Annotated in this window: 12 protein-coding genes and 1 tRNA gene; 2 read left to right on the top strand and 11 right to left on the bottom strand. The window is 57.9% G+C overall.

The window, feature by feature from the left end:
• Position 1: 1 nt before the first annotated feature.
• From WG219_14205 to WG219_14185, 5 genes are all read right to left on the bottom strand, one after another.
• Positions 2-1,579 carry an aldehyde dehydrogenase (NADP(+)) gene (locus tag WG219_14205; GenBank protein WXL24469.1) on the bottom strand — a complete coding sequence of 526 codons (1,578 nt, stop codon included), beginning with the start codon at positions 1,577-1,579 and terminating at the stop codon, positions 2-4.
• 92 nt (positions 1,580-1,671) lie between these two features.
• On the bottom strand, positions 1,672-2,619 hold the full coding sequence (locus WG219_14200) for a dihydrodipicolinate synthase family protein (protein WXL24468.1): 948 nt from the start codon (positions 2,617-2,619) through the stop codon (positions 1,672-1,674).
• A 37-nt stretch (positions 2,620-2,656) separates the two neighbouring features.
• Positions 2,657-3,583: a 4-hydroxyproline epimerase gene (locus WG219_14195; protein ID WXL24467.1), complete on the bottom strand. Its 927-nt coding sequence runs from the start codon at positions 3,581-3,583 to the stop codon at positions 2,657-2,659.
• 30 nt (positions 3,584-3,613) lie between these two features.
• The gene (locus WG219_14190; GenBank protein WXL24466.1) at positions 3,614-4,630 is read right to left on the bottom strand and encodes an Ldh family oxidoreductase; all 1,017 of its coding nucleotides are present in this window, start codon (positions 4,628-4,630) and stop codon (positions 3,614-3,616) included.
• A 120-nt stretch (positions 4,631-4,750) separates the two neighbouring features.
• A complete protein-coding gene (locus WG219_14185; GenBank protein ID WXL24465.1) occupies positions 4,751-6,379 on the bottom strand; it encodes an APC family permease in 1,629 nt (542 codons plus the stop codon).
• Positions 6,380-6,646: 267 nt separating this feature from the next.
• Here WG219_14185 and WG219_14180 point away from each other — a divergent pair, with 267 nt between their 5' ends.
• Positions 6,647-7,420: an AraC family transcriptional regulator gene (locus WG219_14180; protein ID WXL24464.1), complete on the top strand. Its 774-nt coding sequence runs from the start codon at positions 6,647-6,649 to the stop codon at positions 7,418-7,420.
• Between the two features lie 91 nt (positions 7,421-7,511).
• Here WG219_14180 and WG219_14175 read toward each other — a convergent pair whose 3' ends face one another.
• From WG219_14175 to WG219_14165, 3 genes are all read right to left on the bottom strand, one after another.
• Entirely contained in the window at positions 7,512-7,910 is a 399-nt protein-coding gene (locus WG219_14175) for a nuclear transport factor 2 family protein (protein ID WXL24463.1), read from the bottom strand.
• Between the two features lie 254 nt (positions 7,911-8,164).
• Positions 8,165-8,240: transfer RNA gene (locus tag WG219_14170), tRNA-Asn, on the bottom strand.
• Positions 8,241-8,305: 65 nt separating this feature from the next.
• Positions 8,306-9,502: an amino acid aminotransferase gene (locus WG219_14165; GenBank protein WXL24462.1), complete on the bottom strand. Its 1,197-nt coding sequence runs from the start codon at positions 9,500-9,502 to the stop codon at positions 8,306-8,308.
• 173 nt (positions 9,503-9,675) lie between these two features.
• On the opposite strand from WG219_14165, the gene uvrB reads away from it, so the two are divergent.
• A complete protein-coding gene (uvrB, locus tag WG219_14160; GenBank protein ID WXL24461.1) occupies positions 9,676-11,691 on the top strand; it encodes an excinuclease ABC subunit UvrB in 2,016 nt (671 codons plus the stop codon).
• A 6-nt stretch (positions 11,692-11,697) separates the two neighbouring features.
• Here the strand turns inward: uvrB and WG219_14155 are convergent, their stop codons facing one another.
• Genes WG219_14155 through WG219_14145 form a run of 3 tightly spaced genes read right to left on the bottom strand, consistent with a single transcriptional unit; the run spans position 11,698 to position 15,233 of the window.
• The gene (locus tag WG219_14155) at positions 11,698-12,597 is read right to left on the bottom strand and encodes an EamA family transporter (protein WXL24460.1); all 900 of its coding nucleotides are present in this window, start codon (positions 12,595-12,597) and stop codon (positions 11,698-11,700) included.
• A gap of 46 nt (positions 12,598-12,643) precedes the next feature.
• Positions 12,644-14,134 (bottom strand): MDR family MFS transporter, encoded by a 1,491-nt coding sequence (locus WG219_14150; GenBank protein ID WXL28010.1) that lies wholly within the window; start codon positions 14,132-14,134, stop codon positions 12,644-12,646.
• A 49-nt stretch (positions 14,135-14,183) separates the two neighbouring features.
• Entirely contained in the window at positions 14,184-15,233 is a 1,050-nt protein-coding gene (locus WG219_14145; protein ID WXL24459.1) for an HlyD family secretion protein, read from the bottom strand.
• Between the last annotated feature and the right edge of the window lie 226 nt (positions 15,234-15,459).

Here is a 15,459-nt window from a genome sequence, read left to right as displayed (position 1 = left end):
CTCAGGCCTCCCTTTGACCATCGAGCAAGCGACGCAGGTGCATTGGGTTGTCATGGCGCAGTGCCGTGGGGAGCAAGTCGTCTGGGAAGTCCTGATAGCAAACGGGGCGCAGAAAGCGCTGGATAGCAGCGGTACCGACCGATGTACTGCGCACATCTGAAGTGGCGGGGAAAGGGCCGCCATGAACCATGGCTTCACACACTTCGACGCCGGTTGGCCAGCCGTTGACGAGCAGGCGACCGGCCTTGCGTTCCAGGGTAGGGAGCAGGGTTTGGGCGAGGGGTAGGTCGTCCGCATCCAAGTGCAGGGTAGCGGTCAGTTGTCCTTCCAGATGTTCGCAGACCTTGCGAACTTCCTCTGCATCACGGCACTGCACCAGCAGTGAGGCCGAGCCGAATACTTCAGCTTGCAGGTTTTCGTCGCGAAGGAAGTCTTCTGCTGAGGTACTGAACAGGTGGGCCTGACACTGGTTGGGTGCTTCGCTACTCAGACCGGCGGCAATCAGTTGGGCCTTGGGGTTAGCTTTGAGCTGACTGACGCCGTGCTGGTAAGCGTGAAAGATGCCAGGGGTAAGCATGGTTTGGGTCGGGATGCGTTTTATAAGCTCACCCGCGCTGCTGATGAAGCGCTCAAGGTCTGGGCCTTGCTGGGCAATAATCAACCCTGGATTGGTACAGAACTGCCCTGCACCTTGGGTCAGCGAGGTTACAAACCCCTGGGCCAGTGCTTCGGCCCGTGTCTGTAAGGCTGAAGGGAATAATAGAACCGGGTTGATTGAGCTCATTTCTGCATACACCGGTATGGGATCTCGGCGCGCCTGAGCGGCTTTGCTCAGGGCTAAGCCTCCACTGCGCGAACCGGTGAAGCCGACCGCTTTGATGCGCGGGTCGCTGACCAGTGCAGTACCGACTTCGCGGCCCGAGCCGTACAGGAGAGAGAACACGCCCTCCGGCAGGCCGCAGTTTTTCACCGCTCGGGCAATGGCATGGCCGACCAGTTCGCTGGTGCCCGGATGAGCGCTGTGGGCTTTGACGATTACTGGGCAGCCTGCGGCGAACGCCGAAGCGGTATCGCCGCCTGCTACGGAAAAAGCCAGGGGGAAGTTGCTGGCGCCAAATACCACCACCGGGCCGAGCGGCACCTGACGCTGGCGCAGATCGCTGCGGGGCATGGGTTGACGCTGAGGCAAGGCCGGGTCGATCCGTACATCCAGCCACTCGCCTTTGCGCAGTACAGTGGCGAACAGGCGCAACTGCTGGCATGTACGCCCGCGCTCACCTTGGATGCGGGCGAGGGGAAGGCCGCTTTCTGCAACGGCGCGTTCAATCAGCTGATCGCCCAACGCTTCGATTTCATTAGCGATGCATTCCAGAAAGAGGGCGCGCTCAGCGGGTGCGATTTCGCGGAACGAGTCAAATGCTGCGCTGGCCAATGCACAAGCCTGATCCACATGGCTGGCGTCGCCACCGGGATAGTCGGGCGCCAACGGCGTATTGGTGGCGGGGTTGATGGCGTGAATGATCTCGCCGTTGCCGGTTACAGTGCGGCTGCCGATAAGCAGTTGGCCAGTCAGCGTCATGTCGACTCCTGAAAATGAGGGCCGGGCAATAGGCTGGCCCGGCAGGCATAAATGAGCGGCGGTGCATCCGGGCACCGCCGTGGTGGGGCTGATCAGGCGAAGTTCTGTTCGGTATTCCAGTTGCTGTACCACTGGCGGAACAGCGCGTATTGGTTCTCGGCGTAGTGACGTTGGGCGTCACTGAGCACATCGGTTTCGTTGAAGTGCAGGGTGTATTCCTTGTCGCCGTTGAGCACCATCAAGTACTTGTAATAGAGGACAAGGTCAGTGCCTTCATCGAAGGACGACAGAACGCTCAGCGCATTCTCAAGCTCCTGTGCCTGACGGCGGGCTTTGGGGTCACCCTTGGCGGCCTTCTTGCTCAGCTCGACCAGTTGCAATACTTCGCGCGGTAGCACGTTGCCGATCCCGGTTATGGAACCGGTGGCATTGCAGTTAACGAAGCCGTGCACGACTTGGGTGTCGACCCCAACCATCAGGGTGATGTCATCGTTGGTGGAGGTGATGTGCTCGGCGGCATAACGCAGCGGTTCAGCGCCACCAAACTCTTTGAAACCAATCAGGTTCGGATGGGCGTTGCGCAGTTCGAAGAACAGATCGGCGCGGGTGGCGAAGCCATAGTGAGGGCTGTTGTAAATCACTGCTGGCAGATTGGGTGCAGCCTGAAGAATCGCTTTAAAATGGGCTTTTTGTGCCGCCGGGGATACGGCCCGGGACAGCAGACGAGGGATCACCATCAGGCCCTGGGCACCGACTTGAGCAGCATGTGCAGCATGGGATACGGCTTCTCGGCTGTTGACCGCACCGGTGCCGACGATGGTTGGAACGCCAGCAGCAACCAAGCGGGCCACACCTTCCTGACGCTGTGCTTCGCTCAGCAGCGGCCAGTCGCCCATGGAGCCGCAATAGACCACGGCGCTCATGCCCAGCTTGATCAGCTCTTTGCCTTTGGCTACCAGTGCATCAAAGTCTGGCTGGCGATCAGTCGTGCATGGGGTCATCAGGGCCGGAATGCAGCCGGTGAAAATATTATCGCTCATGGGTTTTCTCCTTGTTTAAACAGTGGGGCGCGGGGGTTCAGATGCCCCAGGCGAAAGGGTCTTGCTCGTCAATCAGCAGGGTGCTGTCTGCGGTCATGTAGGCGCGGCCAGTTAGGGTGGGGCGGATGTGTTCGCCCTCCCACTGGTAGCTGCCGACAAATTGGCTTCCGGTGATGCTGGCCTGCACCCATTGCTCTCCGGGAGCCAGCTTGCCGTCAGCGGCCAGACACGCCAGCTTGGCGCTGGTGCCGGTGCCACAAGGTGAGCGGTCGTAGGCCATGCCGGGGCAGAGGACGAAGTTACGGCTGTCGGCCTTGTCGTCATCGGCGAACAACTCAATGTGGTCGATAGGGGCACCGTCTTCGCCCTGGATTCCCTCGGTGTGCAGGGCCTTGAGCAGCGCGCGGGTGAAGTGAGTCAGCGCTTCGACGTTATCCAGCTGCAGCCGTTGGCCGTGCTCGGAAACCAGAAAGAACCAGTTGCCGCCCCAGGCGATGTCGCCCAGAAAGTAGCCGTAGCCCGGTACTTCCACAGGTACTTGTTTGCGGTAACGGAAGGCCGGCACGTTGCGCAGGGTTACAGCGCCATCTTCGTGCAGGGTGGCATTGACCGGGCCGACCGGTGTGTCGATTTTGTGTTCGCCGGGGCTGATCAGCCCTTGGTAGTGCAGGGAGGCTACCAGCCCGATGGTGCCGTGGCCGCACATGCCTAAGTAGCCTGCGTTGTTGAAGAAAATCACGCCGCAGGTGGCATCTGCTGAAACCGGCTCGCAGTACAGCGCGCCGACCAGCACATCATTGCCTCTGGGCTCAAGCAGGCAGGCGCGTCGCCACTGATCATGCTCGTTGCGCAACGCCTCAAGCCTGGCTGTCATGCTGGTGGCGGGCAGCTCAGGGAAGCCTTTCATCACCAGACGTGTCGGTTCGCCGCCGGTATGGGAGTCGATGACATGCAGCTGTTTCATATAGGTATCCACTGGATAAAAAACGGGTGTTCAGTTCAGGAGCTGTTCGATGTCGCGCAGCAGGGCCGCGTCTACCCACACACCGTCGCGTTCCGAGCGCTTACGTGCGGCAAAGCGGCGTTGCGAAGGCAGGCGGGCCCCCTGATCGGTGATGGCACTGAACAGCGTCTCTGCGCGTTGTTGATTAAGGGCCAGCTCATCACCCAGGAAACGCTGTGGATCGAACGCCAGCAGCAGTTCGCCATGGCACGGCGTGGCGCCTGTACCTTGGTCAAACGCCATGGATTCGGCACTGGTCATATCGCCAATCAGGGCGGCTGCCATCAACTCGATCATCGCGGCCAGTGCTGAGCCTTTATGTCCACCGAATGTCTGCATGGCGCCTTCGAGGACAGCTCTGGCGTCTGTGGTGGGATTACCGTTGGTATCGACCCCCCAGCCGAGTGGGATCGGTTTGTTCTGGCGGGCATGCAGCTCGATATCGCCTCGCGCAATGGCACTGGTGGCGAAGTCGAAGACAAACGGCTCAGTCGGGTTTGGGCGCGGCCAGGCGAAGGCCAGCGGGTTGGTGCCAAATACGCCTTTGTGACCGCCCTCCGGTGCGACCCAGGCGTGGCTCGGAGTCATGGCCAAACCGACCAGCCCGTGACGGGCGATGGCTTCGACCTCCGGCCAGAGCGCAGAAAAGTGGAAACAGTTGCGGATCACTAACGCAGCCACACCTTGTTGGCGAGCCTGTTCGATTAGGGATGGCAGACCGGTCTGAAAGGCAAGCAACGAATAGGCCTGATGGGCATCTACGCGGGTGATGGCCGGAGCAGGTTGGGTCACTGTAGGCAAGGCATCCGGGGATACCTTGCCTGAGCGCAAAGTACGCACGCAGACCAAGACACGGTAAAGACCATGGGAGTTGCATTCATCGCGCTGCCCCTGGGTGATGACATCGGCAATTGCAGCTGCGTGGGCTGCACTCATGCCATTGTGGGTCAGTGCCAGTAGCGCCAGATCGTAGACCTGATCGAGGCTGAGGTTGATTTTTTCACTCATGGTCTTGCTCCATCTGTTTCTGCTAAGCCCTTGCTTCGGGCATACCTTCCCTGTCATCCGGCTGGCCTGGGCCGTCGGACTTTTCGGGAGCTGGGTAGTGGCTGCCGTAGCAGCCGTTGATCAATGACTGTGTTTCGCTGCGCCAACTGGCAGTTGAGGGCGAGCAGAGGCGGGGCTTTCCTGCTCGTCTTCGTCGAGGGACAGATCAACCAGGTGTGCTGGAACACCGGTGGCGGCGCCCCAGTAGTAGATGCCTAGCGCACATACCGCCACAGCCAAGGTGTCGAATGGGTGCGTCAGGACGCCGATGCCACCGAAGGAGCCGAGCCAGGACAGCAGGATGGCGACGGCGTAGAAGCCGATCAGCCATAGTGACGAGCGCACCTGTTGGCGGATATTCAGGCGTGCGGTTGGCACGTAACGGGCGCACAGCAGGTACAGCACAAACATCAGGATTTGCAGGCCCAACAGCCAAGACACGGTATTCCATCCAGACCAGTACACGATCAGTGAGGCGATCACGAACGACAGCGGGCCTAGAATTGCGAAGTTTTTGACTCGGAATGGACGTGGCATGTTTGGCGCATTGCGGCGTAGCGCTGCAACAGTCACCGGTGCCACTGCGTAGCTGAGTACCAGTGCGGCGGAGACGACGTTGATCAGCGCTTCCCAGGACGGGAAGGGCAGGGTCCAGAACACTGACAGGCCAAAGGTCAGCCACAGGGCTGGGCGCGGGATACCGTTTTCTTCAATACGTGTGAAATAGCGGAAGAAGGTGCCGCTTTTGGCCCAGCCATACACCACGCGGGGTGTGGCATTCATATAGATGTTGCCGCAGCCGCTCGGGGAAATGACCGCATCCGCCACCACCAGATAAGCCAGCCAGCCAATGCCCAGCGCCATGGCGATATCGCGGTAAGGCAGAGAAAGCTCTTTGGATACGCCGGACCAACCATTAGCCAGCATTTCGGTGGGAATGCCGCCGAGGAAGGCCGTCTGCAACAGCACATAAATGGCGGTGGACAGCAGCACTGAGAGGATCAGGGCAAAGGGAATGGTGCGCTGCGGATTTTGCACTTCGCTGGCCACGGAAATGATCGGGGTCAGACCGAGAAAGGCAAAGATCACCCCGCCAGCCGATACCGCCATTTCTATGCCCGACAGGCCGAAGGGAGCAAAGCCCTGAATCTTGAAGTTCTCCGGTTTGAAAAAGGTGAACAGTACGCCGATGACCAGCAGAGGTACGATGAACTTGAAGATGCTGACCAGATTGTTGGCCTTGGCAAAGGTCTTCACGCTACGGTAATTGAGCATGAAAAACAGACAAAGCAGGGCAAACTGCACAAGCCAGCCAATAATGGTCGGTGAACTTGAACCCGGGTGAGTCAGGGATGGGAACCACGCCGCTGCGTATTGGCGAGACGCGACCACTTCAATAGCGATCAGGCTGGAAAACGCAATCAGCGTGATTGAGCCCATCAGGTAACCCAGCAGTGGGCCGTGGGAGTAAACCGGGTAGCGCACCGCGCCGCCTGCCACCGGCAGGGCCGCGCCCAGCTCGCAGTAGACAATGCCTAGCAGCAGCACGGCAAAACCACCCAGCAGCCAGGAGAAAATGCCGGCTGGTCCGGCAATCGCGGATACATGGCTGGCGGCAAACAACCAGCCGGAGCCGAAGATGGCCCCAAGGCCAATAAAGGTGAGGTCTATCAGTGAGAGTTGTTTCTTGAACTTGCCGTTGCCTGACATAGCGGTCGCCTTCTTGTGGGTTATTGAAGAGGCATGTTGGATGTCACGTTGAAACGTTCCCGGTTCGTGCCGGGCAGGGCAGGCCGGCACATGCAGACAGGCCGTGTAGGGCCTGGCAGCAAAGGAGGTCGGTATAGAGTGAGTGCTTCGGATTTGCAGCGATTGATGCTATTCGCAGGCAGGCATGACGAAATCGGCACAATTCCTATTTTTGCCCGGCCTCTGTACGGCTAGGCTTGTTTCTATTCGACAAGAAGAGACACAGCGATGGATTCGAGTGTTTTGGCAACGTTTGGGCAGGGGCTCGGTGGCAGTCGGCCACGCTCGCTTGAGGAGTTGCTGGTGGGTGTCATGCAACTACTGCCTATGCTGGATGTACTCCCCAATGCCACCATCTTTATCAAAGACCGAAAGGCGCGTTATGTGCTGGCCAATAACACGTTGGTGCGGCGCTGCGGGCTCAAAGCGTTGAACCCCCTGTTAGGCAAAACCAGCGCTGAAGTCTTCCCTGCACAATTAGGGCCGGGTTATACCGAGCAGGATCAGCGAGTGCTGGAGCAGGGGCACGTACTTGAAGATCAGCTTGAGCTGCATCTGTACGGTTCGCAGGAACCGGGCTGGTGCCTCACATACAAATGGCCGCTTTATAGCTGCGAAGACAAAGTGATCGGTCTTGTCGGTATTTCAGTCGATCTGCAGGCAGCCAGAGAAACCCATCCGGCCTATCAGCGGCTGGCTGAGGTGGATGACTATATTCGGGCAAACTTCCATCGACGTGTAACCATGAGCGAGTTGACCTGTATCGCCGGGGTTTCAGTGGCGCAGCTTGAGCGCTACTGCAAACGGGTTTTTCAGCTCACACCCCGGCAGATGATCCAGAAAGTTCGTCTGGAGCATGCCCATCGCCTGCTCCAGACCGGTCTGCCGATCACCGAAGTGGCCCTGCAATGTGGTTACACCGATCACAGTGCTTTTACCCGGCAGTTCAAGGAACTGACGGGATTCACCCCGAGTCAGTACAGGCAGATGGCTGCCGGGTAGATCCTAAACCCGGTTTACGCCCGCGGCGCGTGCTAATCCAGGCTACGAGGGGTAGGCGACACGCCAGCGGTGTGTCGCCCGGGGCGATGTCTTACTGCACGTCAAGATAATCTGCCGGTAACGCAGAACTGGCGAACTCTTCTAGGCGACTGATCAGGCTGTCTTTCACGGTGTAGACCTGCACCCATTGCTGCTGCAACACATCAGAACCGTCGAGTTTGGTGAACTTCTCCTCCCCAATGACGATTACTACATTGCCTTGCTGATACAGCTGCTTAACCCGGAAGTAGTCTGTTCTGAGGGTTGAAAAGTTAGTCTCAAAGAACTGTTTGACGCCGTTCTTACCGATAAAGCGCACGGAGGGGAGTTTCTGAGAGCCGTGATGGATCCACACGACATCTTCTGAAACCGTGTCGACAGCGGCAGCCAGATTCTGATCGGCAAAAGCGGCAAACATTTCTTCGACGATGGCACGTTCAGGTGTACTCATGATGTGCATCTCCTGCTCAGGTGGAGGTGCAGTCTATAAAGTAGACCAGCTGAATAGCACTCTCAGAGATGATAGTAAGACAGGAATTACCGAGGATTTCGAATTTGGCTCCGCGACCTGGACTCGACAGCGCAGCTGAATGCGCTTTAGCGCGGCCCCGGAGGGGTGAGCGAAGCGAATAACCGGGGACGTAGTCCCTGGTGAGAGTCCGCGGGCAATAAAAAACCCGGCCTATTGACCGGGTTTCTAGAATTTGGCTCCGCGACCTGGACTCGAACCAGGGACCCAATGATTAACAGTCATTTGCTCTACCGACTGAGCTATCGCGGAACAACGGTGCGTATCCTACTGATTAAAAAGGAGAAGTCAACACTTTGACCTCTCCTTTTCGCAGGTTACAGAACCTTCGCAATCGCCTGAGTAACAGCTGGCAGGTTGCTCTGGTTCAGTGCAGCGACGCAGATGCGACCGGTGCTGACAGCATAGATGCCAAATTCGTTTTTCAGGCGCTCTACTTGCTCGGCGGTGAGGCCAGAGTAAGAGAACATACCGCGCTGGCGGCCAACGAAGCTGAAGTCGCGTTTGTCGGTCAGGGCGGCCAGTTGCTCAACCATAGCCATGCGCATGCTGCGGATGCGATCACGCATGCCAGCCAGCTCTTCTTCCCACAGGGCGCGCAGCTCAGGGCTGTTCAGTACGCTAGCAACCACGGTTGCACCGTGAGTTGGCGGGTTGGAGTAGTTGGTGCGGATAACGCGTTTGGCTTGGGACAGAACGCGGCCTGCTTCTTCCTTACTGCCAGTGACGATAGTCAGTGCACCGACACGCTCGCCGTACAGCGAGAAGGATTTAGAGAAGGAGCTGGACACGAAGAACGGCATGCCAGAGGCTGCGAACAGGCGCACGGCGAAGGCGTCTTCGTCGATGCCTTCACCAAAGCCCTGGTAGGCGATGTCGAGGAACGGTACGTGCTCGCGCTCACGCAGCACTTCCAGAACGGCTTTCCAGTCGTCCAGGGACAGATCAACGCCGGTCGGGTTATGGCAGCAAGCGTGCAGCACAACGATGGAACGAGCTGGCAGGTTGCGCAGGTCTTCCAGCATACCAGCTTGGTTTACACCGTTAGTGGCGGCGTCGTAGTAGCGGTAGTTCTGCACCGGGAAACCAGCGGACTCGAACAGGGCACGGTGGTTTTCCCAGCTTGGGTCGCTGATGGCGACCACTGCGTTTGGCAGCAGGCGCTTAAGGAAGTCTGCACCGGTTTTCAGTGCGCCAGTGCCGCCCACCGCTTGGGTGGTGATGACCTGGCCTGCGGCGATCAACTCTGAGTCTGCACCCAGCAACAACTTCTGTACGGCGCTGTCGTAGGCTGCGATGCCTTCGATTGGCAGATAGCCGCGCGGAGCATGGGCTTCAATACGTGCCTTTTCCGCCTCAGCTACGGCGCGCAACAGTGGGATGCGGCCTTCCTCGTTGTAGTAGACGCCTACACCCAGGTTGACCTTATTGGCACGGGTGTCTGCATTGAATGCTTCATTGAGGCCCAGAATGGGGTCGCGCGGAGCCATTTCGACGGCGGAGAACAGACTCATGGATACGGCAGCTCGAAAATGAGGGTGAGTATCAGCAATCCCCTGTTAGGGAATTGCGCAATTGGCCCGGTAGTATACCGGGGCTAAACCTGTGCTGCGACAGCAGGCACACCTTTATGTGGGTTTTGACGTAGGCTTTTCGTTTGCGTCACACCTGTTTGCCGAGGTTTGTTATGTCCGAGTTTCAATTGGTCACCCGTTATCAGCCAGCAGGCGATCAGCCCGAGGCGATTCGGCAGATGGTCGAGGGCCTTGAAGCGGGGCTGTCACACCAGACACTGCTGGGTGTGACAGGTTCTGGTAAGACCTTTTCCATTGCCAATGTGATCGCCCAGGTACAGCGCCCGACGCTGGTGCTGGCCCATAACAAAACCCTGGCTGCCCAGCTGTATGGCGAGTTCAAGAGCTTCTTTCCGAACAACGCGGTGGAGTACTTCGTTTCGTATTACGACTACTACCAGCCAGAAGCCTATGTGCCGTCCTCGGATACCTTTATCGAGAAGGACGCGTCGATTAATGACCACATCGAGCAGATGCGTCTTTCCGCGACCAAAGCCCTGATTGAACGCAAGGATGTGATCGTGGTTTGCACCGTGTCGTCGATCTACGGCTTGGGCAGCCCCGAGGAGTACCTGAAGATGGTGCTGCACCTCGATCGTGGCGACAAGATGGATCAGCGCGCCTTGCTGCGCCGTCTGGCCGAGTTGCAGTACACCCGCAACGATATGGATTTCGCCCGCGCCACGTTCCGTGTGCGTGGCGATGTAATCGACATCTTCCCGGCGGAATCCGATCTGGAAGCGATCCGCATCGAGTTGTTCGATGATGAGGTGGAAAACATCAGCGCCTTTGATCCGCTGACGGGGGAGGTTATCCAGAAGCTGCCGCGTTTTACCTTCTATCCCAAGAGCCACTATGTGACGCCGCGGGAGACCCTGCTTGAAGCGGTCGAAGGCATCAAAGCTGAGCTGCAACAACGGCTGGAGTACCTGCGCGATAACAATCGACTGGTCGAGGCGCAGCGCCTTGAGCAGCGAACCCGCTACGACTTGGAGATGATCCTGGAGCTGGGGTACTGCAACGGTATCGAAAACTACTCGCGTTACTTGTCCGGCCGTGGACCGGGTGAGCCCCCACCGACTTTGTATGACTACTTACCGGATGAGGCGCTGCTGGTGATCGACGAGTCCCACGTGTCGGTTCCTCAGGTCGGCGCCATGTATAAAGGGGACCGCTCGCGTAAGGAGACCCTGGTGGAGTACGGCTTCCGCCTGCCATCGGCATTGGATAACCGACCGATGCGTTTCGAAGAGTGGGAGGCTGCCAGCCCGCAAACTATCTTTGTGTCAGCCACACCAGGGCCTTATGAGGCAGAGCACTCTGGTCGAGTCATTGAGCAAGTGGTGCGCCCGACAGGCTTGGTAGACCCGGAAATTGAGGTTCGTCCGGCCCTGACCCAGGTGGATGACCTGCTCTCGGAAATCAACAAGCGCGTGGCGGTTGAAGAGCGGGTGCTGGTCACCACGCTGACCAAGCGCATGGCTGAAGACTTGACTGATTATCTGGCGGACCACGGCGTTAAAGTGCGTTACCTGCACTCGGATATCGACACGGTCGAACGGGTTGAGATTATCCGCGATCTGCGTACCGGTACGTTCGATGTGTTGGTGGGGATTAACCTGCTGCGCGAAGGTCTGGACATGCCGGAAGTGTCGCTGGTGGCCATTCTCGACGCAGATAAGGAAGGCTTCCTGCGCAGCGAGCGTTCCCTGATTCAGACTATTGGCCGTGCAGCGCGAAACCTTAACGGCAAGGCGATTCTGTATGCCGACCGTATCACCGGCTCGATGGAGCGGGCGATTAGTGAGACCGAGCGACGCCGTACCAAGCAGATCGCCTTTAACGAAGAGCATGGCATCGTGCCTAAAGGCGTTGTACGGGACATCAAGGACATCCTTGAGGGTGCCGTTGTGCCTGGGGCGCGCAGTAACAAGCGCAAAGGCATGGCCAAGGCTGCTGAGGAAAGTGCCCGTTACGAAAGCGAGCTGCGTTCGCCGAGTGAAATTACCAAGCGTATCCGTCAACTGGAGGAGAAGATGTACCAGTTGGCCCGCGATCTGGAGTTCGAAGCGGCTGCGCAGCTGCGGGATGAAATCCAGAAGCTGCGTGACCGCTTGCTGCAGGTTTGAGCTTGGTCAGCGGCGTGCAAGGATGATCAGCACCACGCCGCCTAAGGTAATGGCACACGCTAGCAGGGCGGTCAGACTGAGTTGTTCACCGAGTAGGATATAGCCGAGCAGCAGGGCAACCACCGGGTTTACAAAGGCAAAGGTGGATACCAGGCTCGGCTTTACCTCCCGCAGCAGCCAGAAATAGGCCGGATAAACGCCTAGGCTCACCGGAACGATGAGATAGGCCAACCATAGCCATCCATGAATACTGATCTGGCTGAAATCAGCGTGCTGCCAGTCACCGTGCCACAGGCCAAATAACCCCAGTAATACTGCGCCGATAATCATCTGCAAGCTGAGCCCAAGCCAGCTCGATTTGAACGGCGGGCGCTGGCGCATCATCCAGGCACCACCAGCCCAGCACAGGGTGGCAGCCACCACTAACAGTCCAGCGAACCATTGATCGGCTGAAGCGCGCTGGTCCAGCCCATTGCTCATCAACAGGATGATGCCTGCAAAGGCCAGCGCCAGCCCTGCAATGACCCAGAATGGCGGGCGCTCTCCCAGTACCCACTCAAGGGCCACACTCCACAGCGGTAGGGTGGTGTAAAGCATCGCCAGCATTCCGGTGGGCAAGTACTGGTTGGCATAGATCAGTGCCCCTTGTCCAACCGCAATCAGGGCCAGGCTGCCAATCAGCACGCCACCCCAGTCGCTGTGTTGAATATGCAGTTGCTTGCTGGCAATCACCCAACCGAGGGCCAGCAGGCCGGCAATCGCAAAACGCAGCGTGCCGATAATGAAGGGTGGCAGCTCCCTAAGCAGAAAATGGTTGGCCAGATAGGTTGTGCCCCAGCCGATATAAATAATGGCAAAGGCAAGCACTAACAGCAGGTTGCGAGCTGGTGATGTGTTTGAAGGCATGAGTTAACCGAAGGGCTAAAAAGGAAACATCCGTGTTGCGAGCCGGTTAATGGGCTGCGGTTCCCGCACTGCCAGCAGGCAACTTACGGGTGAGAAGAACGGCAATCATACTGATACCAAGGACAATGCCGATACAGTGAAAGGCGTCATTGTAGGCCATGATTGCAGCTTGCTGATGGGTGATCTCACTGAGTTTACCCAGTGCCGCCTCTTCACTACCGAGGGTCTCCGTCAATAGTGACAGTCGCTCCGCAACCTGCGGGTTAGCCGATGTCAGCGACTCACGTAGGTAGTCGAAATAGACCTTGGTTCTGCTGTCGAGCAAGGTTGAGAGCAGGGCAATACCGATAGCACCACCCAGGTTTCGCAGAATGTTGAACAGGCTGGAGGCTGAACCGGCATCCTGCGGCTGGATATATGCCGTTGCGATCAGTGAGATTGTCACCATCACGAATGGCTGGCCCATGGCGCGCAGCATCTGGATATGGTTGAACTGCTCGCCTGCGAAGTCCGGGTCCAGCACGCCGGAAAGAAAACTCGCTAGGCCGAACAGGGCAAAACCCATGGCGCACAGCCATTTGGGCGAGACTTTCTTCATCAGCAGCGGTACCAATGGGATCAGGAACAGCTGGGGAATACCCATCCACATGATAACTTCGCCGATCTGCAAGGCGTTGTAACCTTGAATTTGCGCCAGATACAGCGGTAGCACATAGATCGAACCGTACAGCCCCATGCCCAGACCAATGCTGGAGATACTCGACAGGCCGAAGTTACGCTCACGTAAGACACCGAGGTTGATCAGTGGATTTTCCCGGGAGGTTTGCAGGATCACAAACAGCATTAAGCTGACGGCGGCGATGCTGCCCAGCCCGGCGATCAGGCTGGACTCCAGCCAGTCTTTGCGATGACCTTCCTCAAGGAAAACTTGTAAGCAGCCAAGGCCAAGGGCGAGGGTGAAAATGCCCGCATAGTCGGTACGTTTAAGCAGCTCCCAGTGCGGTGGCTTTTGGTCCAGGCCGTAGAGCAATCCGGCAATCATCAGCAGGCCCGGAGGCACGTTGATATAGAAGATGTATTCCCAGCCAAAACTCTCTGTCAGCCAGCCGCCGATGCCGGGACCAATTGAGGGAGCAAAAGTCGCCGTCATGGCAAAAAGAGCCATGCCTTTGGGGCGGTGATGCTCAGGCAGTTTGATCAGCGTCAGAGTGAATGCCAGTGGGATAAGGGCTCCGCCGGTGAAGCCCTGCATGGCACGGAACACGATCATGCTTTCAAGGTTCCACGACAGCGAGCACAGCAGTGAAGACACCAGAAAACCAAGCGACACCCACAGCGCAAGTCTGCGTGCCGACAGCAACTGCACCAACCAGGCGGTCAGTGGAATCATGATGATCTCGGCGACCAGATAGGACGTGGAGATCCACGAACCTTCTTCTAGCGTGGCTGACAGCGCGCCCTGGATATCTTTCAGCGATGAGTTGGTGATCTGGATGTCCAGTACCGCCATAAAAGCGCCGAGCATGGCGCTCATCACTGCGATCCAGTCGCGCCGGCTGGGTTCCCCGGTCGGACGAATCAGCGAATCAGCCGCCATGTTGGGGCTCTGATTTGATATTTACCGTGGCCTCAACCGACATGCCGGGGCGGATCAGCCCCTTGAGCGGGTTGTCAGGCTTGAAGGTCAGTTTCACCGGAATCCGTTGCACGACTTTAGTGAAGTTACCGGTGGCGTTATCCGGTGGCAGGAGGCTGAACTGCGCTCCGGATGCTGCGAACAGGCTATCGACCCGGCCTTCAATCGGTGTGTCAGGGTAAGTGTCGAATACCAGCTCGGCAGGCTGGCCGGGGCGAATCTGGCCAATCTGGGTTTCTTTAAAGTTGGCTTGCACCCAGATTTCCTCATCCGGCACAAGTGACAGCAAGTAGCTACCGGTTTGCACGTATTGACCCTCGCGGGCTGAACGTTGGCCAATATGGCCGCTGATGGGGGCGCGGATTTCTGTGCGGTTGAGGTTCAGTTCGGCCTGTGCCAGTTCGGCTCTGGCGCTTTGAATCAGGGCATCGAGGCGTTTGATCTCGGCTTGCAGCGCTGCTACTTGCTGATGTTGTGCCTGCAGGTCGGCACGGGCTTTAGCCACTTGAGCATCGGCGATGCGCCCGTCCGCGTTCAGGGTGGTGACCCGTTCTTCCGACACATAGCCGGATTTGCGCAGGGTTTGTGCGCGGGACAGATCAAGTTGGGTACGGCTGTGTGTCGCTTGGGCAGCTGCAACGTCGGCCTGGCTCGCTGAGATCAAGCTGGTTTGCTGTTCCAGTTTGGTATGCGCCTGATTGAGTTCGGCCTGGCGGGTTTCCAGCGTCGCTTCGGCGCGCTGGCGGGCCAGCTCGAAGTCTGCCTGCTCCAGCACTACCAGCAGGTCGCCCTTACTAACAGACTGGTTGTCCTCGACCAGTACTTGCTCAATGCGTGCAGAAAGCTGGCTTGAGACGCGGGTAATTTCACCCTGCACGTAGGCATTGTCCGTACTGACCCGATAACGGCCTGTGAGAAGCCACTGAGCCAACAGCGCTGAGCCTACAAGTAGAACGAGGAGGGCGAAGACCAGTAGGCGGCTTTTGAGTTTAGAGGGCATAGAGGTATGAGCAGGCGTTATATGGAATTTGTAAGCAAATTTAACAGGCTTCATTGTGCCTTTACAGACACTGCTGTCTGTAAAACGGTATGAGCACTCTTAAAGTGGTATGTGACTACCTGTAGGAGGTTATAAGTCGGGATTCTCAGAGCTGTTTGTCACGGTCGCGATGGGTCTTGCTGGAGCCATCCGGGTCTGGCCTGCTAACATTCCGCTTTTAATCGCG

Source organism: Pseudomonas mendocina (assembly GCA_037482215.1).
GTDB lineage: Bacteria > Pseudomonadota > Gammaproteobacteria > Pseudomonadales > Pseudomonadaceae > Aquipseudomonas > Aquipseudomonas mendocina_E.
Note: the sequence above shows the minus strand (reverse complement) of the source record. Positions and strands in the feature narration are given on the sequence as shown.

Bases quoted from the DNA above. Each gene is read 5' to 3' on its own strand.
- WG219_14205 (WXL24469.1), bottom strand. From the start codon at position 1,579: ATGACGCTGACTGGCCAACTGCTTATCGGCAGCCGCACTGTAACCGGC.
- WG219_14200 (WXL24468.1), bottom strand. From the start codon at position 2,619: ATGAGCGATAATATTTTCACCGGCTGCATTCCGGCCCTGATGACCCCA.
- WG219_14195 (WXL24467.1), bottom strand. From the start codon at position 3,583: ATGAAACAGCTGCATGTCATCGACTCCCATACCGGCGGCGAACCGACA.
- WG219_14190 (WXL24466.1), bottom strand. From the start codon at position 4,630: ATGAGTGAAAAAATCAACCTCAGCCTCGATCAGGTCTACGATCTGGCG.
- WG219_14185 (WXL24465.1), bottom strand. From the start codon at position 6,379: ATGTCAGGCAACGGCAAGTTCAAGAAACAACTCTCACTGATAGACCTC.
- WG219_14180 (WXL24464.1), top strand. From the start codon at position 6,647: ATGGATTCGAGTGTTTTGGCAACGTTTGGGCAGGGGCTCGGTGGCAGT.
- WG219_14175 (WXL24463.1), bottom strand. From the start codon at position 7,910: ATGAGTACACCTGAACGTGCCATCGTCGAAGAAATGTTTGCCGCTTTT.
- WG219_14165 (WXL24462.1), bottom strand. From the start codon at position 9,502: ATGAGTCTGTTCTCCGCCGTCGAAATGGCTCCGCGCGACCCCATTCTG.
- uvrB (WXL24461.1), top strand. From the start codon at position 9,676: ATGTCCGAGTTTCAATTGGTCACCCGTTATCAGCCAGCAGGCGATCAG.
- WG219_14155 (WXL24460.1), bottom strand. From the start codon at position 12,597: ATGCCTTCAAACACATCACCAGCTCGCAACCTGCTGTTAGTGCTTGCC.
- WG219_14145 (WXL24459.1), bottom strand. From the start codon at position 15,233: ATGCCCTCTAAACTCAAAAGCCGCCTACTGGTCTTCGCCCTCCTCGTT.